Origin of the sequence: Arthrobacter sp. CAN_A212, assembly GCF_015752345.1 — a bacterium.
Classification (GTDB): Bacteria; Actinomycetota; Actinomycetes; order Actinomycetales; family Micrococcaceae; genus Arthrobacter_D.
This window is the reverse complement of sequence record NZ_JADOUT010000016.1, coordinates 56,767-81,938: the sequence shown is the minus strand read 5'-3', so window position 1 is coordinate 81,938 and position 25,172 is coordinate 56,767. Positions and strand designations below refer to the sequence as shown.

The following is a 25,172-nucleotide window of genomic DNA, read 5'->3' as shown; positions in this document are numbered from 1 at the left end:
AGTGAGCCCGCCGCCGCGGCGGCGATCGGCGCAGCCTGCAAAACCCTGTATCTGAGAGGCACCGCGCAGGTCGCCGGGTCCATGGCAGCCGAAGCGGCCCGGCAGCGCCTCAGCCACCAGGCCTACCTCGCCGAGGTCCTGACCTATGAATGCGAGGAACGCGATAACCGCGCCCGGGCCCGGCGGATCAAGGAAGCGAAGTTCCCTCGCAGCAAACGCCTCGAAGACCTGGACCTGGCCCAGATCCCTGACCTGCCGCCGGCGACCCTGACACACCTGGCCACCGGCGCGTGGATCGATGCCGGGGAACCACTGGTACTCCTCGGCAATTCCGGGACCGGGAAAACACACCTGCTCATCGGCCTGGGCATGGCCGCCGCCGAGCAGGGACGGCGGGTCCGCTACATCACCACGGCCGCGCTGGTCAACGAACTCGTCGAGGCTGCCGACAACAAGGAGCTATCAAAGCTGGTGGGCAAATACGCGCGCCTGGATCTCCTTTGCCTCGATGAGGTCGGCTACGTCAAGCTCGATACCCACGGCGCCGAGCTTTTGTTCCAGATCATCACGGCCAGGGAAGAACGGGCGTCCATCGCCTGCGCAAGCAACGCCCCGTTCAGCGAGTGGGGCCAGACGTTCACCGACCCGCGCCTCGCGGCGGCGGTCGTGGACCGGCTGACCTTCCGCGGCCACATCATCAACACCGGCACCGATTCCTACCGGCTGAAAACCACCCAACAGACCATCAACAAGTCCCGGCAAAACTGACCGGAACACCAACAGGGTGGGGCCAAAACAAGCGGCGAACCCGGGGCCAAATCAACTTGCTATTCCCACCATCAGCTCATCCATCACACCAGAGGCCTTCAGCGACTCCATACCGCCAGCCGCAGCGACCTTCGCCGCCAACACCTCCGCGCTCGGTGATTCGTGTTCAGTCATCGTCACAATGATTCTCCAATCAATCAGCAACCGCATCCCTTACACAATCAATCTGACACCCTCGTAGCCGGGGATCCTGGCCGGTTCGCTGTCGCCCTGGAAAAGGGCACGGTCGGTCATGATGAGCTGCAACTCGACCCGGCTGATACCCCCGGGCACACCGGTGACACGTTCAACGAGGGTATCGGCCATCACCTGACCCCGAGACCTCGGATCACCGACACCCCGGACCGTGTCAGCGTGACGAGTCAGGGTGGCGTAGGTCGCGACGGCTTCCTTCACCGGAAGCAACGCTGTCAGGTAGGCCATGGTGTCCGGTGCCGGACGGATACTCACACACCGCTCCGTGACAGCGTGGGCGGCCCGGTTCACCACCGACCGGGGATCCCGCCGGTACGCGGCTGCCTTCACCGCGGCGACGATCGCCTTATCCCCACACCCGGTGAACCTCCCCGTGTCAGCTGATAGTTCTTCGTCCACGGCGGCACGGTCAGCACTGCTAAGGCACGCGGTCTCTTTCACCAACAGGGTCGCCCGCCATTCATTGAGCTGACCCTGATGCAACGCGGCCAGCGTGTGGGGCATCTCCGTGACCAGGGCCCGCGCCAAGCCGAGGAGCCGGCTGCCGCGGGATGGGGATTCACGCCTGGCCAATGCGACCTGCGCCCCCACACCCTTCCCACGCTCCGCAGCGGGTACCCCGGCGAGGGTTTGGGTGTGCCGTTCGACCACGTCGATCGCGACCGTGATCCGGGCCTGCACCCCAGCAATCGCCGACTTCAGATCCTCCAACTCCCGCAACTGCTCAATCAACCCCACCGCATCCACAGCCGGTCGTAACGAGTTCAGCGCTTCAGCCACCGCACGGGTGGACCGCTCACTGCCAGCACCAGCACCAGTAGAAACAACACCCGAGGCACCCCGCGGAGCCGTCACCCGGGAGGGGATTCCCTTCCGTTTCGGTGATGGAGCTGCTCTGCCTTCCATACCTCTATTGTCCCAAACCCCACCGACATTCCTGCGGTATTCCCGGCTATGTGGACAAACCACTCGAACAAAGTTTCGAACGAAAAGAGCCTGTTTATCCCCCCGTTTGGAGCCAGGATGAAGCCAGGACTAGCAAGCGGATCGAGGACGCCAATCAGGGTGAGCTGTATCCTCAACCTGTGAACACCGAGCCGCACAAGAACGGCACCAATCGCCAGCTCATGGGCCGTTTGGGTTGCCGACCATATTGCCCACATGGTCAGGGGAAGTTCGCTAAAGGTTCCCGAGGAGCTACATCAGAGGAGCTACGTCATCTGATGCACTGGCCTACGGCACCGAGAGGAACCGCGGTGAAGGTTGCCCACCGGACCTCGATCCTTCCGCCGGTTCTTGGCGGGGAGGGCCACGCCGTGATGCCATCGACCTGGGCGGTGCTGGACAACCGCTCAGGGCTGGGCACCGTCATGATTGAACCGGTGTTCCGACCCGAGGTCGCACTCCTCAGCAGTGAAACAAAACCCACGCTGGCGGCTGGCTCCTTTCTCGCCGCCGCTGCCAACCAGCATGCCGCCCATGGATAAACACCGTCTCGCGTTGAAGGCTGTCAAGGCGTTTCATACCTTCGCATGGTTCTCCATTGAAGCCTGCGTGGTGTACGTACTTTACGCAGGCCTCGCGGGCAAGACAGACCGGCGTGCAGGAATTGCCGCGGTGGTGGTCGGTGGCGAAATCCTCGTCTTCGTTGGCAATGGTTTCCGGTGCCCGCTGACTCCGCTGGCGCAACGGTTGGGCGACCCCACCGGATCAGTGACTGACATCTACCTACCGAGATGGTTTGCACATAATCTGCCAGCACTTCACGTGCCCCTGATTGCGCTGGCTGTCTGGGCACACCTGCGAAACGTCAGGTCGCCCCAGCGGAACCCTTCAGCGCTGCTGCGATGTCGTCTGCCCAGGCGTCGATAGCATCCCAGTCGCGGAAATCTCCGCCGGGTAGCGCCCCGGTCGAGGCCGGAGCCAGCCTTATCAGGCGCTCACCAATGCCGACAACGGGGGAGCTGGGGTCCCAGGCGCCGAAGAAAACCCGCGCATCCTTGGGGTTCAGGGTTGCTTGTAACTCCCCGAAATCCTTCGGTCGACTGCTCTGCAGGACACTCCCGCCATCCTTATCGACCAGATCGCGGCCGAGCGGGCCGCTGCTGAACAACCAGACCTGCCGGGATTGGAGCGCTTCGCGGTGTCGTTTTGCAAAGGCTGCCGCCGGTCTGAGCCACCGTCCCATGTACGCAGCGCTGCCCAGTACGACGGCGTTGTAAACGCTGACATCGCGAACCTCTTCAACCGGCAGGGCTTCTGCCGGGATGCCGTCGTTCACCAGGCGGTCAGCAATCCGCTGGGCAATCCCTGCGGTTGACCCGTGCCTGGTCGCATACGCAACAAGGACCTTCATCGATCTACCCCCTTCGTCTCAATTTCCCCTTCTTAAGGGTGGTTCTGCCACAGGGAAGGCAAAAGGGTCAAAGGTCCCTGCCGTGGCATGGCAGGGAGGGCAAGGATGGTCGGGTACCTAGCTCGTTCTCTTCAATACCGGAGTCGGAATTATGGATGCCAGGCAATTCGACAGCGCAACGACCACCCGCTCTGTCCGGTCCCGCGGCCGCCGTCGTGGGTTGACGAGGAAGGTCGTGGGCGGATTCTTCCTGTTTACCGGGGGAATACACCTCGGCATCGTTGCGGCTGATCCGCAGTTCTACGCGGCGTTCGCCAACGAAGCCGTCTTCCCTCTCGTCACGGAGGCGTGGCACCAGGTATTCATGGCTCAACCAGCTGCCTGGGGGCTTGCGTTGGCTGTCGGCGAGGCAACCCTGGGGGTGTTGTTGTTGAGGGGCGGCACTGCCGCCAAGGTGGGGTGGCTGGGAGTCATCACCTTCCATCTCGGATTGATGGTCTTTGGCTGGGGATTCTGGTTGTGGAGCGTTCCTTTCCTGGCGATCGTGCTCCCCGCAGCATTGAAGGACCTGCGATCCCGTCGTCCCGCCGGCGGGTCCTACTCCAGCCCGGCCCGGGTAGCGTCGTCCAGCTGACCACCCCAGGAGAATGGCTCGGCAATGGTGAACCGTCGTCCGCTGAGACTTTCCGGGGTGATTCCGATGAAATGATCCTTTGTTCCGGCATCCCACGGGACGAGAAGCCTACCCACCGAATCGAGAATCTCAGGCGTGCGATCCAGCCGGTTCGCGTGGCCTTTGACCACAACACTCCACGCGATGCTGCGGTTGTTCTCGGTACCATCCGTTTCAAAGGCAACCACCTTGCCCAGGGCTGAGGCCAGCTTGGTGCCATGACCGGTCCTGAACACCAGCAGACCTCGATCGATCCTGTAGTTGATTGGGAATATTTCGGGGTGGTCGATGACCCAGACGGCAAGCCGGCCGTAGGAGCCAGCCCGTAACAGGTGCCAGCAATCATCAACGGACAGGGAGGATTTCTGGGGAACGGCGTCGTTGGCAGCCATGATCTAGTCCAGGTGCTTGATGTGGTGAAGTGGCGTCACCACGGTGGGGCAGGGGAGATGGTGCAGGACACCATGGGCGGTCGATCCAAGCAGTAGCCGTTTGAAGCCGCCCCGCCCGCGGCTCCCGACCACCAGAAGGGTCGCGTTGGCTGCCGCGTGCAGCAGTGCGGCCGCTGGTTCCCTTTCGGTTTCCAGCACCTTGCGCACCGTGAGGTCAGGGAAGTCCTGCCCGACGCCGGAGACCGTCTCGGACAACACCACCCGTTCCTCTTCCTCGAGGGCCTGGTTGAGCGTTCGGGGCAGGAGGCCCTCATCCAGCAGGTGATTGGGCGTATGCACGGCGTACACCACTACCAGTTCCTGGCCATCCCGGTCTGCCTCCGCAGCGGCGAAGGCGACCGCCTGGATCGATTCTTCCGACCCATCAACACCAACCACTACTCCCCGGCGGCCCTCACCCTCGTGGGCACCAATCACTGCTACCGGGCAGTCAGCCGTGGCGGCGATCTGCAGGGCACGGTCGGTGAGGGAGCCACCCAGATGGATGCTGCCCGAGCCGACCACCAACATCGATACCTCTGCCGAATACTGTCCCAGCTTCCCGGCCACTCCGCCTTCGAGGAGCTTGGTGGTGACCTCCAGTTGATGATCCGCGCGGACGCGCCGGGCAGTATTTTCCAGCAGTTGCTCGCCGTCTTTGAGGAGGCTGTTGGCCCAGGGGATGGGTTCTGTCACCCAGCGGTCGTCGACGACGTGAATGATGACCAGCGGCAGCTTGAGGCGTTCCGCCCTGCGGGCAGCCCATCTCACCGCCGCCTGGCTTTGGGCATTGTCAGTGGTGGCGACGGCAATCGGTTTGGACGCATTCACAGCGGGCCTCCGGATCAGCTAGGTGGGCTTTCAGCCTCCCGCACAACCACCCAGGAACCCTAGGGCCATAAGTCACGAGTACGGGCAACTCCGCTCCCGCACCCGGTGACACACCGCTACTTCAGGAGCGCGACATCCGACACCAGGTCGATGTGCGACTGCATCGCAGCTGCCGCCGCAGACGCGTCCTGCGAACGGATGGCCGAGGCAATGACCCGATGAGACTTCAACGACTGTTCAGGCCGGCCCGGCTGGCCCAACGACTCAATCCGCGTTTCCAGCACCATCTCGGCAATGAACGCCATCAGCTGCCCCAGTACGGGGGAGTGGGCTGCCGCGGTCACCGCCTGATGGAACAGCTCATCCCCGTGCGTACCCCGATCTCCGCCGTCGATCTCCCCCGACATGGCGTCCAATGCAGCGTCGATCGCCACCAGATCCTCAGGGGTGCGCCGCTCAGCCGCCAGCGCGGCTAGCTTGACCTCCAGCGTGCTGCGGGCCTCCGCAATCTCGGGCAGCCGGGTCTGGTGTTCACGCAGTTTCCTGATCACCGTCGCCAGGGAAGGCCGGTAGACCAGCACGGCACCCGTCCCATGTTGCACATCAATGATGCCCAGCACCTCCAGGGCCACCAGCGCCTGCGCCAGCGTGGCCCTCGACACTCCCAGCTGGTCGGCGAGGATGCGCTCGGCTGGTAGTAGGTCGCCAGGTCCCAGCTGGGCTTCCTCGATGTAGACGAGAATCTGCTCCACCAGCTGTTCATACAGTCGTGGCCGTGGTGCGCGAACCAGGTGCCGTGGATCGGGCGGTGAGTTCATCAGCGGTCCTCGTCGTCGGCGGGAAGGGTCTTTCCAGTCTACGAGCAGGTCGACGGGGACCAGGTCACAATTGACAAATGGATTAGTGTCTAACAGTCTAGTCCAGTGCGCAGGTAACGTGCGTCACATCACACTTTCACCGGCGAAAGAAGCCCTATGTCCGTCCCGCTCCTCTCCATCATCATCCTGGCAGCGATGTTCCTCATTGCCACGCTGCTGCCCGTCAACATGGGCGCCCTGGCCTTCGTGGGCGCCTTCCTGCTGGGTGCAGTCTTCCTCGGCATGGAAACCGATGACATCATCGCCAACTTCCCCGGAGGTCTCTTCCTGACCCTGGTCGGCGTCACCTATCTCTTCGCGATCGCCCAAAATAACGGCACGATCGACCTCTTGGTCAACGGAGCGGTCAAACTCGTCCGCAGCAGGGTGGCCCTGATCCCGTGGATCATGTTCATCATCACCGGTGTGATCACCGCAGTCGGCGCGCTTGGCCCCGCCGCCGTGGCCATCATGGCTCCCGTTGCCCTGGGCTTCGCAGCCAAGCACAAGATCAGCCCCCTCCTGATGGGCATGATGGTGGTCCACGGTGCACAGGCGGGAGGCTTCTCGCCCATCGCCGTCTACGGCGTTATCGTCAACGGCATCGTCGCAGACACGGGCTTCGACTACAGCCCGTTGGCCCTCTTCCTCTCCAGCCTGATCTTCAACTTCCTCATCGCCGTCGTCCTGTTCCTGGTGCTGGGCGGACGGAAGCTCTTCTCCGCCCGCGTCGAGCAGTTCGTCGAGGGTGCAGCCGACGCCCGGATGCGCGCCAGCGTGGGAGCCCGCGCCTCGGGCGCCGACGTCGACTTCCGCGGCACCGGGTCCGGCACCGACTCGCTGCAGGGCAAAGCCAAATCAGGAAACGACGGCGGTGCTGTCGCCACCGATTCCCAGCAGACCCTGGCACAGTACGCCACCATCGCCGGGCTGATCATCCTGGCCGTCGTCGCCCTCGGCTTCAAGGTCGACGTCGGCTTCGTCGCCATTACTGTCGCCGTCGCCCTCGCGCTGATCTCGCCACGGTGCCAGAAGGGCGCGGTTGAGAAGATCAGCTGGTCAACGGTCCTGCTGATCTGCGGCATGCTCACTTTCGTCGGCGTCCTGCAGGAAGCGGGAACCATCGAGTACGTCTCCGACGGCGTGGCCAGCCTCGGCATGCCGCTGCTGGCAGCCCTGCTGATCTGCTACATCGGTGCAGTGGTCTCCGCCTTCGCCTCCTCGACAGCGATCCTCGCAGCGCTCATCCCGCTGGCCATCCCGTTCCTGGAATCCGGCGAAATCGGCGCGGTCGGCGTCATTGCAGCCCTCTCGATCGCCTCCACGGTGGTCGACGTGTCGCCGTTCTCCACCAACGGCGCCCTGGTGCTCGCCAATGCACCCGAGGGCACCGACCGGGACCGCTTCTACAAGCAGATCCTTGCCTACGGCGGCATCATCGTCGTCGTCGGCCCGCTGGTCGCCTGGCTGGTCCTGGTGGTTCCGGGCTGGCTCTAAGCCTCGGCTTCAGACCCTGAACGTCGGAACCGGCCACCCCACTGAGAGGAAAGAACATCATGAGCACAGCTACCCCCACCCCCGCAGAGCGATCCGGCCCACTCGCCGGCACCCTCGTGGTGGACCTCAGCCGAGCCCTGGCCGGCCCGCACGCCGGAATGATGCTGGCCGACCTGGGTGCCCGCGTGATCAAAGTGGAAAACCCCGGTTCCGGCGACGACACCCGTGGCTGGGGCCCACCCTTCGTGGGCCCCGAAGACAACCCCCAGGCGACCTACTTCCTGTCCTGCAACCGCAATAAGGAATCGATCGCCCTGGATCTGAAGAGCGACGACGGCAGAAAGATCCTGACGGCGCTCCTTCAGCGGGCCGACGTCGTCGTCGAGAACTTCCGACCCGGAGTTCTGGACCGGCTGGGGTTTTCCACCGAGGCGATGCATGAGCTCAACCCCCGCCTCGTCATCCTCTCAATCACCGGCTTCGGCCATGACGGGCCCGAGTCCAGCCGGAGCGGCTACGACCAGATTCTGCAGGGCGAAGCGGGGCTGATGTCCCTGACCGGGCCCAGCCCCGACGACCCCCAGCGCGTCGGCGTCCCCATTGCCGACCTCCTTTCGGGGATGTACGGAGCGTACGGTGCGCTGGCGGCACTCCTGGAACGGGAAAAGACCGGCAAGGGCCAGGTGGTGCGCACCTCGCTGCTCGCCGCACTGGTTGGTGTCCATGCCTTCCAGGGCACCCGGACCACCGTCGCCGGTGAGGTGCCGCAGGCACAGGGCAACCATCACCCCTCCATCGCCCCGTACGGCCTCTTCAGCTGCGACGCCGGGAAGGTCCAGATCAGCGTCGGCAGCGAGAAACTGTGGCAGAAATTCGCCACCACCTTCGGGCTCGACGCCGGCCGTGCCGAGTTCGCCACCAACGGCGACCGGGTCCGGAACCGGGACCTCTTGATCGGCGAGATCGAGAAAGCCTTCGCCGCCTATGAATCCGAACCGTTGCTGGCGAAACTCAACGAGGCAGGAATCCCGGCCGGCAAGGTCCGCTCACTCGATGAGGTCTACGAGTGGGAGCAGGTCAAATCGCAGGGACTACTGATCGACGTCGAGCACGAACTCCTCGGCAAGGTCAGCCTCCCCGGACCGCCGCTACGGTTCTTCGATGGCGCATCACAGGAGACCACCAACTCCAACCACACCGCCCCACCCCTGCTGGACCAGGACGGCGCCGACATCCGGCGCTGGCTCGACGACGCCCTGGCGGAGAACTCCTAGCGTGGCGGCGGCCCAGCCGGTGCGCCACCTGACCGCGGCGGAACTGATCGACGTCGTCCTCGATCCGGGGACCTTTGCCTCCTGGGATGAGCCGGTCCCCGGCCCGCACGCCGACGAAAAGTATGAGCGGGAACTGCAGGCCGCGCGGGAGAAAAGCGGCGTCGACGAGTCGGTGCTTACCGGCGAAGGGCTGATCCGCGGGCGCCGGGTCGCAGTGATCGTGTCCGAGTTCCGGTTCCTTGCCGGTTCCATCGGGTTGGCCGCCGCGAACCGGATCGTGGCGGCGATCGAGCGCGCCACCCGTGAGGAACTTCCGCTGCTGGCGGGACCGGCGTCGGGCGGTACCAGAATGCAGGAGGGTACCCTCGCGTTCCTTTCGATGGTGAAAATCTCGGCTGCGGTCCGCACCCACCGCCGGGCCAGGTTGCCCTACCTGGTCTACCTGCGGCACCCCACCACCGGCGGGGTGATGGCTTCCTGGGGGTCGCTGGGCCACGTTACCGTCGCCGAACCTGGCGCTCTGCTCGGGTTCCTCGGTCCACGGGTCTACGAGGCGCTGTACGGCACTCCTTTCCCGGAGAACGTGCAGGTCGCTGAGAACCTGCACGACAAGGGACTCATCGACGCGGTGGTCCCACCCGAGCTGCTTCCCGAAATCGTCGATCGGGCCCTGAATGTGCTCTCCCGACAGGCCACCGAGCCGGTGGCACCTCCGGAAACCCTCGACGTCGTACCTGCTGCCGTCGACGCCTGGACGTCCATTGAGATCTCCCGGAACCGTCGCCGCCCCGATTTGCGCCGGCTGCTCGCCTGGGCCGCGCAGGATGTGCTGCCCCTCAACGGCACCGGGCAGGGTGAGAAGGACCCGGGTCTGCAACTGGCGCTGGCCCGCTTCGGCGACCAGTCCTGCGTAGTGTTGGGCCACAACCGGTCCCGATCGGCCCCGGAGAGCGCCATGGGGCCAGCCTCGCTCCGGGAGGCGAGGCGCGGGATGAAGCTGGCCGAGGAACTCGGTCTGCCCCTGCTGACGGTGATTGACACGGCGGGCGCCGCGCTGTCGAAGGAAGCTGAGGAGGGCGGGCTTGCCGGGGAGATTGCACGGTCGCTCTATGACCTGATCGGGCTGGCGTCTCCAACGGTCTCGGTGCTGCTGGGCCAAGGGGCCGGGGGAGGAGCGCTGGCGCTCCTCCCCGCCGACCGGACCATCGCCGCCCACCATGCCTGGCTCTCGCCACTGCCGCCCGAAGGCGCGAGCGCCATCATGCACCGGAGCACCGAGTTTGCTCCGGCTCTATCCGAGGCCCAGGGAGTCAATGTGGCCTCACTGCACGCAAACGGGCTGGTGGACCACATCGTCGATGAGCGCGACGATGCCGCCGAGGAAGCCAAGGCGTTCTGCCTCCGGTTGGGGGCAGCCATCGAGTACGAGCTCGCAGCCCTCGCTGGCGCCCCGATCGACGACCTGCTGGTCCAGCGGACCGCCAAGTACCGCGACCTGGGGCCACGCCTGGCAACCACCGTCGACTGACCGAAGCTGCAGCCTAGTTCTGCGGCAGGGGTGCCGGCCGCCCCGGCCAGGCCGACGACTGGCCAGTTGATGCCCGCGCACACGAATCATGAGGCCAGGGCTGTACTGTCCCGGCGTGGCGGCAGTTGCGCGATGGCTGATTCGCGGGTGTGCTCATCCTGGGCACGGTTCCAGGGGAGGGCTGAGAGCGCTGTGCCCATGGCGCACGTGTTGGTGGCTGCGGAGAAGGTCAGCCCTGCCCCGATCACTCCGGCGAGGCTGCGGATTTTCGGCGAAAGGAAACGGCCGCCGGTGAGACCCAGCAGCACCAGCGAGCCGGCGGTCATGCGGACCTGGCGTTCCAGATCCCAGCGGGTCTTGCCGCTGACCACTGCACCCCCGCCATCAGCGAACCCGGCGGTGCCCCCGTTAAGGACGTAGGCGGCGTCGAGCCCTACGCCATTGAGGCGCTGCCGTGCCTGTTCGGCGCGGGCACCTGACTGGCACACCAGCACTACCCGGCTGTGGAGCCGGGAGGCGAACTCCCCGGCGTGCTCGGACAAGAGCGGGAGCGGGACGTTGCAGGCTCCGCGGATGTGCTGGGACGCGAACTCGGCCGCCGAGCGCACGTCGATCACGACAACGTCCTCGTGTTCCTGCTGCCAGCTGAGCAACTGCTGGGCGGTGACGGACTTGAGAATGGTGGGGCCGTGGGCCATGGAGTCTTTTCCTTCGGTCGAGCATGAAAAGTGAATACCCCACTGAGTATTCCAGACGCCCAAAGGGCATACAAAACACCCCGTGGGGTATACTTGAACGACATCCCAACCTGGAGAAAACCATGCAACTCGACACATCAGAGCTGACCCCCGTCATCAACCGGCTCAAGCGCGCCCAGGGACAGCTCGCTGCCGTCACCCGCATGCTTGAGGACGGCAAGGACTGTAAGGATGTCATCACGCAACTGGCCGCCGTCTCGAAAGCCCTGGACCGTGCAGGGTTCGCCATCATCGCAACCGGGCTGGAGCAGTGCCTCACCAGCGAGGACGCGACCATGGACAAGAAGCAACTGGAGAAGCTGTTCCTCTCCCTCGCCTAACGATTTGGACACCGCCTCTTGCGACGAGGTTCACCGGGTGGCATAGTTCGGATTGTGCTGGGCGCCGCGGAGCTCTCTCGCGCTGATCGGTTGATCCTGCACAACCAACTCAAGGTCGAGCACGTCCATGGCATACCCGATCACCGCAAGCCTCCCCACCGCTTCGCCGCAGGAATCCGAAGCAACCCCTGCGTCGCTGACTGATTTACTCGTCAGAATCGCTACGGGAGATCAGGAGGCATTCGCTTCCCTCTATGCGCAAACCTGTAAGCGGGTCTACGGCCTGGTGCTACGGGTGATCAAGAATGCGGCCATTTCAGCGGAAGTGGTGCAGGAGGTGTACCTCATGCTGTGGACCACGGCAGGACAGTTCGACGCCGGCCGGGGGTCTGCCCAGAGCTGGATCTTCACCCTCGCCCACCGCCGTGCTGTCGACCGGGTCCGCAGCGAACAGAGCTCGAGCGGTCGCGACACGGCGTACAGCCAGCGGTCGGCCGCGGTGAAAGTGGACAGCATCGAGGAGGCCGTCCATCACACCCTGATGTGCGAGAGCGTCAGGAAGTGCCTCGCGTCGCTCACCGAGCGGCAGGCGGAAGCCATCAACCTGGCGTATTATGGCGGACTGACCTATGTTGAGGTCGCCGAGAAACTGCACATCAAACTGCCCACCGCCAAGTCGAGGATCCAGGCTGGACTCATTCGGCTGCGGGACGCTCTGGAAGCTGACGGATACGACTCCCATTCACGGTGAGCAGAAAGTGACGTTCACTATGAATCCCCACCTGCAGCAGTGGTTCACGCGCCTCGCTGCCGTGAACTCCGGGCTCGACCTCGACGCCGCATGGGAGGTCTACACCAGCATCGGGGGCTCCTGCGACGTCCTGGAGTTCAAGGCGTATGTGAGCGGCCTCCTCCAGCTCGGCGACTTCGAACGGGACATGGTCTCGCATGCCATCAACGAGATGCTCGACGACGGGCGCTCACCCGTGCGACGGGCCGCCTACACCACCGACAACATATCGCTGGCCTCGGGCATCCCTTCCGAGAGCACGTTCGAGAGCCCGACCGACCCGGCGCTGAAGCGGCTGACCATCTCGGCTGCAGCGCTGTTTCCCCTGAACGGCGCCGAAACCCGACGTCTGCGGTCTCTGCACCTCACCGGTCTGATGGGGTCTGCGCCGGAGGAACGGTTTGACCGGATCACGCGCGAGGCCCGGGCGGCGTTCGGAGTCAGCTCGGCGTCCATTGCACTCATCGGCCAGCATCGCCAGTTCATCAAATCGGTGACCGGACCCATCGGGGCGAATGTCCCGCGCCGGATTTCCTTCTGTAACCAGACGATCCGGAACCGGCAGTCCATGGTGGTGCCCAATGCTCTGGCTGACAAGTCGTTCAGCAACAACCCACTCGTCCAGCTCAAGCCACACATCAGGTTCTACGCGGGCTACGCCCTCCGTGGCCCGGGCGGCTGGCCCATCGGCACCCTCTGCGTGATCGACGATTCGCCCCGCGGGTTCTCCGCGGCTGACGAACTGACCTTAAAAAGACTGGCCGCCGAGGCCCAGAGCGAAATCGAATCGATTCCGTCCTAGGGCCCCAGCGGCCATTCGCACTGAGGACCTACGCGGCGGGGGTCATCGACATTGGGAGTACCCGGCGCAGGACGTCGGACAGGGTGATCACGCCCACGAACTCACCGTTGTCCATCACCGCCGCCAGCTGCACGCTTGCGCTGCGGATCTGGGCGAGCGCTTCATACACGGGCACGTCGGCCTCCAGCAGGAATGCGGGCCCTGCCAGCTCGCGGACCCGTCGGTCCGCGGGTTCAAGGAGCGTGTCCCGCACGTGGATGACGCCCGGCGCCTCACCGGCGGTGCTCTGCACCAAAATCCGGAGATGCTTGGAGCGCGCCGCTACTTCCTGCACGTCTGCCACCGAGGCCGTGTCGGGGACGACGGTCGGTTTCCCGTCGGGCGCGATCAGGGATCGAACCGTGAGTGTCTCCAGCTCCAGAACGCCCGACAGTTGCGTCTCAAAGGAGGGGTCGAGGGCTCCCGCCGCCGCGGAGTGCTCCACCAGGTGACGGATGGAGCCAGCGTCGAGCCCACCCACTGCGGCCCGGCTGACCGGCGTGACACCGCTGGCCGCCACGAGGCGGTTGGCGATGGCATTGACCCAGACCAGCAGGGGCCGCACCAGCCAGATGAAGCCCCGGGATGGCAGCCCAATCAGTTTGGCCGAACGCTCCGGGTGGGCAATCGCCCAGGACTTGGGCGCCATCTCTCCCACTACCAGGTGGAGGAAGGTGACGAACAGCAGGGACAGGGCGAAGGCCGTCCCGCCCGCGATGCCGGCAGGCACGCCCCACGATCCGAGGACCGGTCCCAGCCAGGCGTCGACAGCTGGCTTGGTGATTGCTCCCAGGGCGAAGGTGCAGGCCGTGATACCCAGCTGGGCTCCGGCAAGCATGATTGTCAGTTCGTTGATGCCGCGCAATGCTGCGCGGGCGGACCGGTTGTTGGCGACCTCGGCTTCCAGACGGTAACGACGTGCGCCCAGCAGGGCGAACTCGATCACCACGAAGAAGGCACTGAGGACGATGAGCAGCACGGTCACCAGGGTTACGGTCAATGGGTCCGTCATCGGGTCTCATCCTCACTGGTGTCGTCCTGGGCGTCGGTGCGGCGTTCGGCGCGGTCACCGGCGTCGGCGTTCTCGGGTGTTACCTCGATCAGTCGTACGAGCAGTTCGCTCGGAACATGGCGCGCGACGTCGAGGACTTCGACGTCGAGCACCCGCCGTACCGGCTCGTCCTCGACCAGATCGCGGGGATCATCGGGTAGCACCACCGTCACGGTTTCGCCGATGACCGGCAGTTGGCCGCGTGCGGCGATCAGCACACCGGAAATGGTCTCGTAGTCGCCCTCGGGCAGGTCGTGCCCGATGGCCCGCTCCACCTCGTCGACGTGAACGTCGCCGCTCATCCGCCACGTGTTGTCTTCCCTGGTTTCGATCGTGGGCGGCGCTTCGTTGTCGTGCTCGTCGGTCAGTTCGCCCACCAGCTCCTCAGCGAGGTCCTCCACGGTGATGACGCCGGTAAAGCCGCCGTACTCATCGATGACACAGGCGAGTTCGTTGCGGGAGTTCATCAACTGCTCCAGCGCATCGGGGAGTGACATCAGCGTGGGCAGGACGAGCGGTGGGTGCATCACTGTGGTCACCAGTGCGTCGTCGCTCACGCTTGAGGGCAGGATGTCGGCAAGCTGCACAACGCCGAGGGGCTCCTCGGATTCCGATACCACCGGGTACCGGGTATGGGCATCGGCCATCAGGATGCGCACCTGGCCCACTGTTGCCAGGGGTCCCACCGTACCGACCTGGGAGCGTGGGATCATCGCGTGCTCGATGTCCCGGTCCGGGAAGTCGAGGATACGGTCGATCAGCATCGATAGTTCCCCCGGCAGGTCGCCACTCTGGCGGGAGTCGGCGACAATCCGGTCAAGGTCCTCCGCCGTGGCGGTGGTGTCGACGTCATGCACCGGTTCCACGCGCACCAGTTTGAGCAGCGCGTTGGCCGAGTGGTCAAAAATGGTGATCAGCCAGCCGAAGGTGGCGAGGTAGATGGTGGTCGACCGCGCCAGCCCACGAGCCATTGGCTCGGGATTGGCGATGGCCAGGTTCTTGGGATACAGCTCGCCAAAGATCATCTGCACCACCGCGGCGATGACCAGCGCCACCACGGTGCCGATCGAGATGCCGAGCGCCGCCGGAACCCCGGCTCCGCCGAGCAGGATGCCCAGTGACTCTCCGACCAGCGGCTCGGCGACGTAACCAATGAGGAGGCCGGTGACGGTAATACCGAGTTGGGCGCCGGAGAGCATGAAGGACGTCCGTTTGGTGACCTTCAGGGCGCGTTGGGCAGCTACGTCGCCAGCTTCGGCGCTGGCAGCCAGCTTGTTCCGGTCGACCGACATGTAAGCGAATTCCTGGGCCACAAAATAGCCGTTAGCGGCGATAATGGCGAGGATAATGATGACGCCGAGCAGAAGCGTGAGCAGGGTGATGGTCATGATGCGGACCCCCCGCGGCTGGCCGGTGAAAACTCGCGGCAGCGATACAGCTCAGGACTTAAATTGAAAGAACAACAATGACTGGGGTCATCAGAGGACCCCGGGTTCGTACGCAGTTAGACCAGCACCTTAGCAGTCTTGGGACATTACCTACATCACTATACCGAGGGTCCGGCCACCCTCAGTAACCTTCCTACACGGTTGCGGCATTCGACGGGGTACCTGAGCCGGTTGAGAATGGAAGGATGAGTGATGCCGGGGAATTCATCGATGCTGGGGTGCAGCGTGAGGCGTCGTGGGAGCGGGCAGTGGATCCGGGTCCCGACGGCCTGCGGCGATACGGCTCGTCGGTGGGTGCGGTGCGCGGCACCGTCCGTGATGCGTTCCGCCGCTACCGGGGGTTGGAGCACGACGCCGTGCTCGCCCTCACCTCGGAGCTCTGGGCGATTCCGGTCTTCGAACGTCGGCTCGCCGCAGTCGTGGTCCTGCAAACGAAGCTGCCGCTGCTGGTGGCCAGCGACCTGACACGTCTTGAGGGATTCCTCCGCGAGGCAGGAACGCGGGAACTGGTCGATCCGCTCGCGCACGATGTGGTTGGTCCGCTGATCGAGGGTCTAACGCGCAGGGATGCTGATCGGGCTGCCACCATCGTGGCCCGGTGGGCGGCCGACGTCGACCCCTGGCTCGGCCGCGCGGCGCAGCTCTCTGCGCTTCGGCCGTCGTCGTCGCCAATGAAGCGGTGAACCGGATCCGTCAAGCGGTGGCCCGGACCAGACTGGCGCTGAAAATTTCGCTGCGGTCAGCAGCTAGGTGGGGCCTACCGAGTAGAGTCGAAGGCGAGCTGGCGGTGCGCCAGCGGTCACCAACCAAAGGAGTACACCATGGGCCTGAGCAACACGATCAAGAACGCCGTTGGACGACTTGGGGGCGGCAACCGCGGAACCACTGGGGGCCGCACAGGGTCAGCCACAGGCGCAGGAACCGGCCGCCCAGGTGGAGCAGGCGGCGGAATCAGTTCCAAGATCCGCAGCTTCCTCAACCGGCGCTAAGCTTCTGCGCGCCCGTCACTGGGCGCGCAGGGACCGGCCGCCGTCGCTGTCGGTCGTCGTACAATCCACCGTCTGAGCATCTTGGGAGTTCACACATGCCAGGTTCGTACTACCGCTCCCTCGGCGAGGGCAGCTTCGAATCAACCATCCACGCGCAGGGTGCCTGGAACCCCAAGGAGCAGCACATGGCTCCGGCGGCCGGCCTGCTGGCCCACTGCCTCGAACAGTGCAGCCCTCGCCCCGACCTGCGGATGGCACGGCTCAGCTTCGATATTCTCGGCATGATTCCGGGCGGGGCGTTCGATGTCCTCGCGAAAGTGATCCGGCCCGGCAAAACCATCGAACTGCTCGAAGCCGAGATGATCTCCGGCGGACGCACAGTGATTCGCGCGAAGGCCTGGCGCCTGGCGAAAGCGGACAGCTCGGCAGTGGCCGCCATCGAGGACGAGCCGATGCCAGGGCCCGAGCAGGCGGGGCCGTTCGCGGAGATGACCGCCTGGCCGGGAGGCTACATCGAATCATTGGAGTTCAGGGTGGTCCAGGGCCACCGCCCGGGCCGGGGACGCGTCTGGCTCCGGACACCCCACCAGATGGTCGACGGCATTGAGACAGCCGATGTGGTCCGGCTAATCGGCCTGATCGATACGGCCAACGGGGTATCGGCCAGGGTGCCACCGGGGCCAGGGAGCTGGATGTTCCCCAACCTAGATCTGCAGGTCCACCTGTACCGGGAACCGGTGGGCGAATGGCTCGGGCTGGAAACCAGCGTCAGTTTCGGAACCGACGGGATTGGGCTGACGTCGGCGGTGCTGCACGACACCACGGGTCCCTTCGGGCGAGCCGAGCAGATCCTGACCATCCGGAAGCTGTAATCATTGGTCGGATCAGTGCAACTAGGGTGGAAGCAGAACAAACATCACCGATCCCAAGGAGCACCCCCATGGAATACCGGAAGCTAGGCAACAGCGGAGCAGCAGTCTCGGCGTACGCGCTCGGCACCATGACCTTCGGGGCGGAGGCCGATGAAGCGGCCTCCCACCAGATCATGAGCGCCTACGCGGCTGCCGGCGGCAACTTCATCGATACCGCCGACGTCTACACCCGCGGCGCCTCCGAGGAGATCATCGGCTCCTGGCTGGCGAAAAACCCCACCGAGCGTGACCAGATGGTCATCGCCTCCAAGGGGCGGTTCCCGATGGGCGAGGGCGTGAACGACATTGGACTGTCACGCCGCCACCTGCGCCGTGCGCTCGATGACTCGCTGGCAAGGTTGGGAGTCGACCACATTGACCTGTACCAAGTGCATTCGTGGGACCCCCTGACCCCACTCGAGGAAACCCTGGGGTTTCTCGAGGATTCGATCCGCAGCGGCAAGATCGGCTACTACGGCTTCTCGAACTACACCGGTTGGCAGCTGACCAAGGCGGTGTGGCTTGCCAAGGCCCACGGCTGGAACGCCCCCGTCACCCTGCAGCCCCAGTACAGCCTGCTGGTTCGCGAGATTGAGTCGGAAATCGTTCCCGCAGCCCTCGACGCCGGTATGGGCCTGCTGCCCTGGTCGCCGCTCGGCGGCGGCTGGCTGACCGGAAAGTACAAGCGGGACACCTCGCCGACCGGGGAAACCCGACTGGGTGAAAATCCTGAGCGCGGCATGGAAGCGTGGAAGGAACGCAACTCCAAGGAGCGCACCTGGCGCATCATCGACACCGTCGTGGAGATCGCCGGTTCGCGGGGCATCACCGCGTCCCAGGTTGCTCTCGCCTGGGTGGCGCAGCAGCCAGCCGTCACCTCCGTGATCCTCGGTGCGCGGAACACCGGGCAGCTCGCCGACAACCTCGGCGCCGACGCCGTGACCCTCACCGCAGACGAGGTCGACCGTCTCAGCACCGTCAGCGCCCCGGAGGTCTCCGACTACCCCTACGGTGTGCCGGGACAGGAACAGCGCAGCCGCAAAATCGACGGTGGGCGCTAAGCGAGGGTCCTTCGGCACCGTCACGGAATTCGGAAGCGGGCACGGTCGTTGAGACACAGTAGGTGCCCACCCCGGGCGCCGTGAGAGGAAGGCCAGCACCATGGCAAAGGCAATGTGGAACAACGTCGTCATCGCGGAGTCGGACGAGACAGTGATGGTCGAGGGTAACCACTATTTTCCCCGAGGGTCGGTTAAGGCCGAGTACCTCAGCGAAAGTGCGATGACCACCGTCTGCCCGTGGAAGGGAACCGCCAACTACCTGTCCATCACGGTAAACGGCGACACCAACGACGACGCCGCCTGGACCTACCTGGAGCCGAAGTCGGCCGCCGAGAACATCCGGGGCCATGTGGCTTTCTGGCGCGGGGTCACGGTCGCCGACTGATCTGGGCTTTCCCGCCGGTCCGGCGGTCAATACGCCGGATCGTCGCGTAGGCGGCGGCGCAGATGCCGGCGGTGAGCAGGGTGCCCCAGATGGTGTCGATCAGCAGCATCTGGGCTGGCCAGTCGCGAAGGGTGGCGGCGTTGGTGAAACCGTAGGTGCCGTACGCGGCGAAACCGAGGACGGCACCGGAGATCGCTGCCATCCGCAGGCTGCCGCTCTCCAGGGCGGGACGGACCGCGAGCCAGTATGCTGCCGCTGAATAGGCCAGGTAGAACACCACCGCGTAGCCCAGCGAGGTGTCCTCGGCCATGAGCGGCCCAATCCAGCCCCGATACGTTCCCGCCATGGCCAGCAGCCACGGGATGTCGAACAGCAGGAAAAAAGCCGCGACCACCGCTGCGTTCCGGGCGAACCTGATCATGCGAACACCAGGTACGTAGCCAGGGTGATCAGTGCGGTCAGGGCGGTACCCCACGCCAGGTCGACGACGATCAGCAGGGCGGGCCATCGTTTGAGGGTTGAGGCGTTGGTTAGGTCGTACGTGGCATAGGCGAAAAGCCCCAGGGCTCCGCCGTAGCCGAGGGCGGCCAGCCATGATCCGGCGGCCAGAGCCGGTTGTACAGCGAACATCACGATGCCAGCTATATAGATTAGGTAGAACGCCGCCGCATAGAGAAAATTGGGTTTGTCGGCGAGCTGGTCGCCGAGCTGATCCCGGTAAAACTTGCTCATCGATTTGAGCCACACGGCGTCCAGCAGCAGGAACGTCGCTGCGGCAACCAGGAACTGCAGGAAGATCATGGACAGGAGCCTAACCTAGATGAGCGGTACCGAGCTGTCCCTGGTTCGCGGCGCTGCCTCAGCTGGCGCCGCCGAGGATCTGGCGGCAGGGATCACCCTCCTCCGGACCGTCGCCGCCGGAGACCAGCCAGCCACGCTGCGGCTCTACCGGCCGCTGCCCACCCTGGCGTTCGGGCAGCGGGATACCCGGCTTCCCGGCTTCACCGCTGCGGAGTCCGCCGCCCGGGAGCGGGGGTTCGAGCCGTTGGTCCGGCGGGCGGGAGGTCGTGCAGCCGCCTACCATCAGGGCTGCTTGGTGATCGATCATGTGGAGCCGCAGACCGACGCCGTCGCCGGGTCCCGCGCGCGCTTCTCCGGATTCGGTGACCTTCTGGCCGATGCACTGGAATCCCTTGGCGTCGCAGCGGGCGTCGGGGAGATTCCGGGGGAGTACTGCCCCGGCGAGTACAGCGTCCACGGCACCGGCACGGCCGGGCAGCTCAAACTGGTAGGCACCGCCCAGCGGGTGGTTGCGGGTGCTTGGCTTTTTTCCTCAGTGGTGGTGGTCGAGGACTCGCCGCCGATCCGCGAGGTGCTGACGTCGTCGTACGCGGCGATGGGACTCGACTGGGACCCGGCGACCGCCGGTGCGGTGGAGGATCTGGTTCCCGGGGTAACCGTCGGGATGGTGGAGGACGCGGTGGTCGCCGCCTACCGGCGTAGCGGATACTCGATCACCGTTCCCGCTTCCACCCCTTCCACTTCCACCGCGGTGCTGCCCGGCGTATCCTGACTGCCAGAATCCCCACGGACCGGCAGGAGGCGGGAATGACGGCGCCAGCCCCCACCGTGAGCAGGTCGGTCATGCTGGTGGTCGCCCATCCGGATGATGACGCCTACGGGATCGCCGGAAGTGTGGCGCTGCACTCCGCAGATCCCGGTTTCCGGTTTGTCCTGGTCCATGCCACGGACGGGTCCGGCGGTGACATCCCGCCGGGCTTCCCCGCCACCCGGGAGTCGTTGGGAGCGGTCCGCCGGGGCGAGTGCCGGAATGCGTGGCGTGCCCTGGGTCGGGTTCCGGACCGGCATGTCTGGCTCGACTACCAGGATGGTGAGGTGGCCGAGGTACCGGACGGCGAACTGGCCGACCGGATCGCCGCGCGGGTGCGGACAGGCAGGGACGCCTGGGACCCGAACCGGGTCTACCACCTGCGGGGTGTGCCCGATGAGATGGTCGCGGTGGAGGTCGACACCAGTCCGGTGGCGGACCGGATTGTGGCCGGCTTGTCGCAGCACCGTAGCCAGTTGCATGTCATTACCGATCCCACCCGGAGCGCCGCAGACTGGCAACGCACCGTTGGCCGCGAGTGTTTCGTCATGGCCTGGCCGCCCCGGAACGCCGACGACCCGCTCCTGCACGATATCTTTGAGGCGCTGTAGACCGTCCTGACGCGGACTGCCCCGCAGCCTGACCGGCTACGGGGCAGTCATCGTCATGCGGGGAAAGTTTCGGATCTACTGCCCGCGTGCGATCCAGTCGTCCAGGGACGGTGCCTCGGCGCCGACGGTCGTCGAGTCGCCGTGTCCGGGCCGCACCACCGTGTCCGCCGGGAGGCTGAGCAGGCGGTGACGGATGGACTCGATGATGGTCGGGAAATCGCTGAAGGACCGGCCGGTGGCGCCGGGACCGCCCTGGAACAGGGTGTCGCCGGTGAAGACTGTTCCGGCCTCCTCGAGGTAGAAGCTCACCGAGCCGGGGGAGTGGCCGGGGGTGTGCAGCGCTTTGAGGGTGACGCCGGCAACCGTGAACTCGTCGCCGTCGTTGATGTCCTGGTCCGGTGCCGGGTCAGGGTAGACCTGATCCCACAGCATCCGGTCCGCCGGGTGCAGGTGGATGGGCGCCCGGACGGCGTCGTACACATCGCCGACCGCACGGATGTGGTCATCGTGGCCGTGGGTCAGCAGGATGGCACGGACCTGACGGCCGTTGATCTGCTCGACGACGGCGTCGGCGTTGTGCGCCGGGTCGATGACGATGCATTCGGTGTCGTCGCCAATGATCCAGACGTTGTTGTCCACGTCCCAGGTTCCACCATCAAGGGAGAAGGTTCCGCTGGTGAGCAGGTGCTCTACGCGTGCAGCCATCAGAGCTCCACCACCGAGCGCAGCACCGAGCCGTCGTGCATCTTGTCGAATGCGGCTTCAACCTGGTCGAGCTTGATCCGTTCGGTGACGAACGCGTCAAGATCCAGGTTGCCCTGCTGGTAGTGACTTACGAGCATGGGGAAGTCCCGGGACGGCAGGCAGTCGCCATACCAGGATGATTTCAATGAGCCGCCCCGCCCGAACACGTCAAGGAGTGGCAGTTCCAGCACCATTTCCGGGGTGGGCACGCCGACCAGCACCACGGTGCCGGCAAGGTCGCGGGCGTAGAACGCCTGCTTGTAGGTTTCGGGGCGGCCGACGGCGTCAATCACCACGTTGGCGCCATTGCCGTCGGTGAGGGCCTGGATCGCTTCGACGGCATCCTGGTCCTTGGAGTTGACCGTGTGGGTCGCTCCGAGCTTCCGGGTGGCTTCGAGCTTCCGGTCGTCGATGTCGACGGCGATGATGGTCGTCGCCCCCGCCAGTTTGGCGCCGGCGATCGCGGCGCTGCCCACACCGCCGCAACCGATGACCGCTACCGAGTCGCCGCGACGGACGTTGCCGGTGTTGATGGCGGCGCCGATGCCTGCCATGATTCCGCAGCCCAGCAAGCCGACGGCGGCGGCATCCGCTGCGGGATCCACCTTGGTGCACTGGCCCGCAGCGACGAGGGTCTTCTCGGCGAACGCGCCGATTCCCAGCGCGGGTGAGAGCTCGGTGCCGTCCTCGAGGGTCATTTTCTGGGTGGCGTTGTGGGTGTTGAAGCAGTATTGGGCGTCACCACGACGGCAGGCGCGGCACTCGCCGCACACGGCACGCCAGTTCAGGATGACGCGGTCGCCGGCCTTGACCTGGGTCACGTCCGTGCCGACGGCGCTGACCACTCCGGTTGCTTCGTGGCCGAGGAGGAAGGGGTAGTCGTCGCTGATCCCACCCTGTTTGTAGTGCAGATCGGTATGGCAGACACCGCAGGTGAGGATGTCCACCAGCGCTTCACCCGGTCCCGGATCTGGCACCAGGATGGTTTCGATCGTGGCCGGAGAGTTCTTTTCCCTGACAACGACGGCTTGGACTCTATGAGCCATTTCAACACGGTCCTTTCGGTTGGGTACCGGGCGGTAACTCAAGCATAGGCACGGACACGGACAGTGACTCAATCAGGTGATGTTCACCAAACTCGGGCCATAGAGCCAGACGAGCCGGTCGGGGAGCTCGACGAGCCGGTCGGGACAGGGAATTGGTGGACGGGGCGTGCTGATGGCTGACGCACTGCCCGAAAGTTATTGGTGGGACGACGGCGTGCGCTGGGGGCCGAATGGTGATTCCTCGAGGGGAAATTTATCGACGCCGCAATACCAGCCTGAGGTGTCTTGGGTGCTCGAAACTTTCGGAAGATTATTCTTTTTCCCCCCACTCACTCAACCTAAAAATGTCAGTGGCGGGTGATGTGATAGAGGTATGAAGCGGCAGGAGAACGCAGAGCAGATCACCGGTTTTCCGGTGTCTGATCCTGGTGTCCCGAGCTCCGCTACTGCCGGTCAGAAGCCGTCGGTTGACCCGATTACCCCGGAGTCGTTGTTCAGTCTTGGGGGGAGGATCTGGATGGAGCCCGTCGCCGCTAGGGTCCGGCGCCGCCCGGTCGCAGGTGACACTCCACCCACCGTGGTGGAGGTAGCCAGCCCTGAAACACTGGTGGCCATGCTGCAGGGGGACACGAGGCAGGTGGCGGGGACTGGTGCCCTTGAGTCACCGCCTGAGACTGCCGAGCCTGACACCGCCGAGCCTGACACCGCCGAGCCTGATACGGCTGATTTGTTGGTGGCTGCTGATCGGTTGATGTCGTGGGTTGTTGCCCGGCAGGCGGAACTGGTCGCCGCGTTGCACACCGAAGTCCACACCGAGGTCCAGGATCGGGTTCAGGATCAGGGAGCGGCTCGCGCTGGGTCCCGTTCTGGTGAGAGGGTGGGGGCGGGTCTGGGGTTTACTCTGACGGCTGAGGAGCTGGTGCCGTTGCTGAACCTTTCCACCCGTGCCGCGCACCGGCTGCTGGACCAGAGCCTGAGGCTGGTCGAGGATCTTCCCAAGACCCTGCAGTCGCTGGGAGCGGGGATGCTCACGGCCCGGCAGGCCCAGATCATCCTCGATGAGGCATCCACCATCCCGGCGCAGGCGTTGGCGGGCTTCGAAGATGAAGTCCTCGCCTCGGGGGCCCACCTGATGGCGCCGCGGCTGAAAGCCAAGTGCAAGCGAGTCAGAGAGAAGCTCCACCCCGAATCTGCGGTCACCCGAAGGCGTACCGCTACGGCGGACCGGCACGTCGAGGTCACCCCCGACCAGGACGGCATGGCCTGGCTTTCGGCGTATCTGCCCGCTGAGCGGGCCTGTGGCATCGAGAACCGGCTCACTTTCATGGCCCGGGCACTGCAGAACCCCCAGGAAACCCGGACCCTCACCCAACTCAAAGCCGACGTCTTCGGAGACCTCCTCACCCACCGCTGCGACCCAACCCCGGGCGGGGCTGCCACGCACAAGACGCACAAGGGGACCGGTGCCAGCGGCACCCGCGCCAACGGCACGGCTGCCGGTGAGACGGGTGCTGGTGAGACTCATGCTGAGAGCGCGGGCCTGGTCGATTTGGCGTCAGTGCTGGGCGTGCAGCCTGTGGTGTTCGTGACTGTTCCCGTGATGACCCTACTCGGCGGCAACGAACCAGCCGAGCTCGAGGGGTTCGGGCCGATCGACGCGGACACCGCCAGGAAGCTCGCCGCCCACGCAAAAGGGTTCACCCGGATCCTCACCCACCCGGAAACCGGGACGGTACTCAGCGTCGGGAGGGACCGCTACAAGGTCCCCAAAGACCTTCGCAGGACCGTCCTGGTCAGGGACAAAACCTGCCGACACCCGGGGTGTAACCGTCCCGGCCCTGCCTGCGACCTTGACCACACCATCCCCTGGCACCAGGGCGGAAACACCAGCTACGACAACCTCGCCGCCCTCTGCCGGAAACACCACATGCTCAAATCCGCTGGCTACTGGCACTACGAGCAACCCGAACCCGGCACCCTCACCGCCACCTCACTCACCGGCAAAACCTACACCACACTGCCCCAACCACCCCCGTTCTAACAGGTAAATCGGTGTGGTGAGAAGCGGACGCGCGATCAGGTGAGCGTCGCCCCCGCAAGGTACTGCAAGGGCGACGGCGTGGACTGGGCGCCGGGGA

Annotated in this window: 28 protein-coding genes and 1 pseudogene; 16 read left to right on the top strand and 13 right to left on the bottom strand. The window is 65.1% G+C overall.

The window, feature by feature from the left end; genetic code table 11:
- Positions 1 to 768, top strand: a 768-nt coding sequence (gene istB / locus IWX64_RS12610) for an IS21-like element helper ATPase IstB (RefSeq protein ID WP_196867474.1), incomplete at its 5' end; no start/stop codon positions are given.
- Positions 769 to 819: 51 nt separating this feature from the next.
- Here the strand turns inward: istB and IWX64_RS17055 are convergent.
- Entirely contained in the window at positions 820 to 942 is a 123-nt protein-coding gene (locus tag IWX64_RS17055) for a hypothetical protein (protein WP_334683282.1), read from the bottom strand.
- Between the two features lie 63 nt (positions 943 to 1,005).
- A pseudogene (locus IWX64_RS12605) lies at positions 1,006 to 1,929 on the bottom strand (DUF222 domain-containing protein); the annotation flags it as partial.
- Positions 1,930 to 2,279: 350 nt separating this feature from the next.
- Here IWX64_RS12605 and IWX64_RS12600 point away from each other — a divergent pair.
- Positions 2,280 to 2,510, top strand: a complete 231-nt coding sequence (locus IWX64_RS12600; protein WP_196867472.1) for a hypothetical protein — start codon at positions 2,280 to 2,282, stop codon at positions 2,508 to 2,510.
- Between the two features lie 323 nt (positions 2,511 to 2,833).
- Here IWX64_RS12600 and IWX64_RS12595 read toward each other — a convergent pair whose 3' ends face one another.
- Positions 2,834 to 3,379 (bottom strand): flavodoxin domain-containing protein, encoded by a 546-nt coding sequence (locus IWX64_RS12595; protein WP_196867471.1) that lies wholly within the window; start codon positions 3,377 to 3,379, stop codon positions 2,834 to 2,836.
- Between the two features lie 151 nt (positions 3,380 to 3,530).
- On the opposite strand from IWX64_RS12595, the gene IWX64_RS12590 reads away from it, so the two are divergent.
- On the top strand, positions 3,531 to 4,013 hold the full coding sequence (locus tag IWX64_RS12590) for a hypothetical protein (RefSeq protein WP_196867470.1): 483 nt from the start codon (positions 3,531 to 3,533) through the stop codon (positions 4,011 to 4,013).
- Here IWX64_RS12590 and IWX64_RS12585 read toward each other — a convergent pair.
- The 3 genes from IWX64_RS12585 to IWX64_RS12575 form a co-directional block, all read right to left on the bottom strand.
- Complete coding sequence (locus IWX64_RS12585) at positions 3,977 to 4,444, bottom strand: pyridoxamine 5'-phosphate oxidase family protein (RefSeq protein ID WP_196867469.1); 468 nt, start codon at positions 4,442 to 4,444, stop codon at positions 3,977 to 3,979. The two genes, IWX64_RS12590 and IWX64_RS12585, sit on opposite strands and share 37 nt — an antisense overlap.
- 3 nt (positions 4,445 to 4,447) lie before the next feature.
- On the bottom strand, positions 4,448 to 5,314 hold the full coding sequence (locus IWX64_RS12580; RefSeq protein WP_196867468.1) for a universal stress protein: 867 nt from the start codon (positions 5,312 to 5,314) through the stop codon (positions 4,448 to 4,450).
- A gap of 116 nt (positions 5,315 to 5,430) precedes the next feature.
- Positions 5,431 to 6,132 carry a FadR/GntR family transcriptional regulator gene (locus IWX64_RS12575; protein WP_196867467.1) on the bottom strand — a complete coding sequence of 234 codons (702 nt, stop codon included), beginning with the start codon at positions 6,130 to 6,132 and terminating at the stop codon, positions 5,431 to 5,433.
- Positions 6,133 to 6,288: 156 nt separating this feature from the next.
- Here IWX64_RS12575 and IWX64_RS12570 point away from each other — a divergent pair, with 156 nt between their 5' ends.
- Genes IWX64_RS12570 through IWX64_RS12560 form a run of 3 tightly spaced genes read left to right on the top strand, consistent with a single transcriptional unit; the run spans position 6,289 to position 10,470 of the window.
- Positions 6,289 to 7,668 (top strand): SLC13 family permease, encoded by a 1,380-nt coding sequence (locus IWX64_RS12570; protein WP_196867466.1) that lies wholly within the window; start codon positions 6,289 to 6,291, stop codon positions 7,666 to 7,668.
- 59 nt (positions 7,669 to 7,727) lie between these two features.
- Positions 7,728 to 8,942 carry a CaiB/BaiF CoA transferase family protein gene (locus tag IWX64_RS12565; protein WP_196867465.1) on the top strand — a complete coding sequence of 405 codons (1,215 nt, stop codon included), beginning with the start codon at positions 7,728 to 7,730 and terminating at the stop codon, positions 8,940 to 8,942.
- Between the two features lies 1 nt (position 8,943).
- On the top strand, positions 8,944 to 10,470 hold the full coding sequence (locus IWX64_RS12560) for a carboxyl transferase domain-containing protein (protein WP_196867464.1): 1,527 nt from the start codon (positions 8,944 to 8,946) through the stop codon (positions 10,468 to 10,470).
- A gap of 86 nt (positions 10,471 to 10,556) precedes the next feature.
- Here the strand turns inward: IWX64_RS12560 and IWX64_RS12555 are convergent, their stop codons facing one another.
- Positions 10,557 to 11,168 carry a rhodanese-like domain-containing protein gene (locus IWX64_RS12555; protein ID WP_196867463.1) on the bottom strand — a complete coding sequence of 204 codons (612 nt, stop codon included), beginning with the start codon at positions 11,166 to 11,168 and terminating at the stop codon, positions 10,557 to 10,559.
- 122 nt (positions 11,169 to 11,290) lie between these two features.
- On the opposite strand from IWX64_RS12555, the gene IWX64_RS12550 reads away from it, so the two are divergent.
- The 3 genes from IWX64_RS12550 (at position 11,291) to IWX64_RS12540 (ending at position 13,140) form a co-directional block, all read left to right on the top strand.
- Complete coding sequence (locus tag IWX64_RS12550; protein ID WP_196867462.1) at positions 11,291 to 11,548, top strand: metal-sensitive transcriptional regulator; 258 nt, start codon at positions 11,291 to 11,293, stop codon at positions 11,546 to 11,548.
- A gap of 127 nt (positions 11,549 to 11,675) precedes the next feature.
- Positions 11,676 to 12,299, top strand: a complete 624-nt coding sequence (gene sigK / locus IWX64_RS12545) for an ECF RNA polymerase sigma factor SigK (protein ID WP_196867461.1) — start codon at positions 11,676 to 11,678, stop codon at positions 12,297 to 12,299.
- Between the two features lie 19 nt (positions 12,300 to 12,318).
- Positions 12,319 to 13,140: a GAF domain-containing protein gene (locus IWX64_RS12540; RefSeq protein WP_196867460.1), complete on the top strand. Its 822-nt coding sequence runs from the start codon at positions 12,319 to 12,321 to the stop codon at positions 13,138 to 13,140.
- A 28-nt stretch (positions 13,141 to 13,168) separates the two neighbouring features.
- Here the strand turns inward: IWX64_RS12540 and IWX64_RS12535 are convergent, their stop codons facing one another.
- On the bottom strand, positions 13,169 to 14,191 hold the full coding sequence (locus IWX64_RS12535; protein WP_196867459.1) for a CNNM domain-containing protein: 1,023 nt from the start codon (positions 14,189 to 14,191) through the stop codon (positions 13,169 to 13,171).
- Positions 14,188 to 15,618, bottom strand: coding sequence for a hemolysin family protein (locus IWX64_RS12530; protein WP_196867458.1), 1,431 nt, complete (start codon positions 15,616 to 15,618; stop codon positions 14,188 to 14,190). Before IWX64_RS12530 ends, IWX64_RS12535 begins: the two co-directional genes overlap by 4 nt.
- A 245-nt stretch (positions 15,619 to 15,863) precedes the next feature.
- Between IWX64_RS12530 and IWX64_RS12525 the strand changes: the two genes are divergently transcribed.
- The 4 genes from IWX64_RS12525 to IWX64_RS12510 all read left to right on the top strand — a co-directional run bounded on the left by IWX64_RS12525 (position 15,864) and on the right by IWX64_RS12510 (position 19,024).
- Entirely contained in the window at positions 15,864 to 16,361 is a 498-nt protein-coding gene (locus IWX64_RS12525; RefSeq protein ID WP_196867457.1) for a DNA alkylation repair protein, read from the top strand.
- A 401-nt stretch (positions 16,362 to 16,762) separates the two neighbouring features.
- Positions 16,763 to 17,539: a thioesterase family protein gene (locus IWX64_RS12520; protein WP_196867456.1), complete on the top strand. Its 777-nt coding sequence runs from the start codon at positions 16,763 to 16,765 to the stop codon at positions 17,537 to 17,539.
- A 68-nt stretch (positions 17,540 to 17,607) separates the two neighbouring features.
- Positions 17,608 to 18,639, top strand: coding sequence for an aldo/keto reductase (locus IWX64_RS12515; protein WP_196867455.1), 1,032 nt, complete (start codon positions 17,608 to 17,610; stop codon positions 18,637 to 18,639).
- A gap of 100 nt (positions 18,640 to 18,739) precedes the next feature.
- A complete protein-coding gene (locus tag IWX64_RS12510; protein WP_196867454.1) occupies positions 18,740 to 19,024 on the top strand; it encodes a DUF427 domain-containing protein in 285 nt (94 codons plus the stop codon).
- Here the strand turns inward: IWX64_RS12510 and IWX64_RS12505 are convergent.
- Together IWX64_RS12505 and IWX64_RS12500 are read right to left on the bottom strand one after the other, a co-directional pair.
- Complete coding sequence (locus IWX64_RS12505; protein ID WP_196867453.1) at positions 19,008 to 19,445, bottom strand: DUF2177 family protein; 438 nt, start codon at positions 19,443 to 19,445, stop codon at positions 19,008 to 19,010. The genes IWX64_RS12510 and IWX64_RS12505 overlap by 17 nt on opposite strands.
- Complete coding sequence (locus IWX64_RS12500; RefSeq protein WP_196867452.1) at positions 19,442 to 19,825, bottom strand: DUF2177 family protein; 384 nt, start codon at positions 19,823 to 19,825, stop codon at positions 19,442 to 19,444. Before IWX64_RS12500 ends, IWX64_RS12505 begins: the two co-directional genes overlap by 4 nt.
- Positions 19,826 to 19,844: 19 nt before the next feature.
- Here IWX64_RS12500 and IWX64_RS12495 point away from each other — a divergent pair, with 19 nt between their 5' ends.
- Positions 19,845 to 20,597, top strand: coding sequence for a lipoate--protein ligase family protein (locus IWX64_RS12495; protein WP_196867451.1), 753 nt, complete (start codon positions 19,845 to 19,847; stop codon positions 20,595 to 20,597).
- A 35-nt stretch (positions 20,598 to 20,632) separates the two neighbouring features.
- The gene (locus IWX64_RS12490; protein WP_334683281.1) at positions 20,633 to 21,244 is read left to right on the top strand and encodes a PIG-L deacetylase family protein; all 612 of its coding nucleotides are present in this window, start codon (positions 20,633 to 20,635) and stop codon (positions 21,242 to 21,244) included.
- Positions 21,245 to 21,319: 75 nt separating this feature from the next.
- On the opposite strand, the gene IWX64_RS12485 is transcribed toward IWX64_RS12490, so the two are convergent.
- Entirely contained in the window at positions 21,320 to 21,949 is a 630-nt protein-coding gene (locus IWX64_RS12485; RefSeq protein WP_196867450.1) for an MBL fold metallo-hydrolase, read from the bottom strand.
- Positions 21,949 to 23,034, bottom strand: a complete 1,086-nt coding sequence (locus IWX64_RS12480) for an S-(hydroxymethyl)mycothiol dehydrogenase (protein ID WP_196867449.1) — start codon at positions 23,032 to 23,034, stop codon at positions 21,949 to 21,951. The genes IWX64_RS12485 and IWX64_RS12480 overlap by 1 nt, the downstream gene beginning before the upstream one ends.
- A gap of 517 nt (positions 23,035 to 23,551) precedes the next feature.
- Between IWX64_RS12480 and IWX64_RS12475 the strand changes: the two genes are divergently transcribed.
- Entirely contained in the window at positions 23,552 to 25,075 is a 1,524-nt protein-coding gene (locus tag IWX64_RS12475; RefSeq protein WP_196867448.1) for an HNH endonuclease signature motif containing protein, read from the top strand.
- The last annotated feature ends 97 nt before the right edge of the window (positions 25,076 to 25,172 follow it).

Bases quoted from the DNA above. Each gene is read 5' to 3' on its own strand.
- IWX64_RS17055 (WP_334683282.1), bottom strand. From the start codon at position 942: ATGACTGAACACGAATCACCGAGCGCGGAGGTGTTGGCGGCGAAGGTC.
- IWX64_RS12595 (WP_196867471.1), bottom strand. From the start codon at position 3,379: ATGAAGGTCCTTGTTGCGTATGCGACCAGGCACGGGTCAACCGCAGGG.
- IWX64_RS12590 (WP_196867470.1), top strand. From the start codon at position 3,531: ATGGATGCCAGGCAATTCGACAGCGCAACGACCACCCGCTCTGTCCGG.
- IWX64_RS12585 (WP_196867469.1), bottom strand. From the start codon at position 4,444: ATGGCTGCCAACGACGCCGTTCCCCAGAAATCCTCCCTGTCCGTTGAT.
- IWX64_RS12575 (WP_196867467.1), bottom strand. From the start codon at position 6,132: ATGAACTCACCGCCCGATCCACGGCACCTGGTTCGCGCACCACGGCCA.
- IWX64_RS12570 (WP_196867466.1), top strand. From the start codon at position 6,289: ATGTCCGTCCCGCTCCTCTCCATCATCATCCTGGCAGCGATGTTCCTC.
- IWX64_RS12565 (WP_196867465.1), top strand. From the start codon at position 7,728: ATGAGCACAGCTACCCCCACCCCCGCAGAGCGATCCGGCCCACTCGCC.
- IWX64_RS12555 (WP_196867463.1), bottom strand. From the start codon at position 11,168: ATGGCCCACGGCCCCACCATTCTCAAGTCCGTCACCGCCCAGCAGTTG.
- IWX64_RS12550 (WP_196867462.1), top strand. From the start codon at position 11,291: ATGCAACTCGACACATCAGAGCTGACCCCCGTCATCAACCGGCTCAAG.
- sigK (WP_196867461.1), top strand. From the start codon at position 11,676: ATGGCATACCCGATCACCGCAAGCCTCCCCACCGCTTCGCCGCAGGAA.
- IWX64_RS12540 (WP_196867460.1), top strand. From the start codon at position 12,319: ATGAATCCCCACCTGCAGCAGTGGTTCACGCGCCTCGCTGCCGTGAAC.
- IWX64_RS12535 (WP_196867459.1), bottom strand. From the start codon at position 14,191: ATGACGGACCCATTGACCGTAACCCTGGTGACCGTGCTGCTCATCGTC.
- IWX64_RS12530 (WP_196867458.1), bottom strand. From the start codon at position 15,618: ATGACCATCACCCTGCTCACGCTTCTGCTCGGCGTCATCATTATCCTC.
- IWX64_RS12525 (WP_196867457.1), top strand. From the start codon at position 15,864: ATGAGTGATGCCGGGGAATTCATCGATGCTGGGGTGCAGCGTGAGGCG.
- IWX64_RS12520 (WP_196867456.1), top strand. From the start codon at position 16,763: ATGCCAGGTTCGTACTACCGCTCCCTCGGCGAGGGCAGCTTCGAATCA.
- IWX64_RS12515 (WP_196867455.1), top strand. From the start codon at position 17,608: ATGGAATACCGGAAGCTAGGCAACAGCGGAGCAGCAGTCTCGGCGTAC.
- IWX64_RS12510 (WP_196867454.1), top strand. From the start codon at position 18,740: ATGGCAAAGGCAATGTGGAACAACGTCGTCATCGCGGAGTCGGACGAG.
- IWX64_RS12505 (WP_196867453.1), bottom strand. From the start codon at position 19,445: ATGATCAGGTTCGCCCGGAACGCAGCGGTGGTCGCGGCTTTTTTCCTG.
- IWX64_RS12500 (WP_196867452.1), bottom strand. From the start codon at position 19,825: ATGATCTTCCTGCAGTTCCTGGTTGCCGCAGCGACGTTCCTGCTGCTG.
- IWX64_RS12495 (WP_196867451.1), top strand. From the start codon at position 19,845: ATGAGCGGTACCGAGCTGTCCCTGGTTCGCGGCGCTGCCTCAGCTGGC.
- IWX64_RS12490 (WP_334683281.1), top strand. From the start codon at position 20,633: ATGACGGCGCCAGCCCCCACCGTGAGCAGGTCGGTCATGCTGGTGGTC.
- IWX64_RS12485 (WP_196867450.1), bottom strand. From the start codon at position 21,949: ATGGCTGCACGCGTAGAGCACCTGCTCACCAGCGGAACCTTCTCCCTT.
- IWX64_RS12480 (WP_196867449.1), bottom strand. From the start codon at position 23,034: ATGGCTCATAGAGTCCAAGCCGTCGTTGTCAGGGAAAAGAACTCTCCG.
- IWX64_RS12475 (WP_196867448.1), top strand. From the start codon at position 23,552: ATGGAGCCCGTCGCCGCTAGGGTCCGGCGCCGCCCGGTCGCAGGTGAC.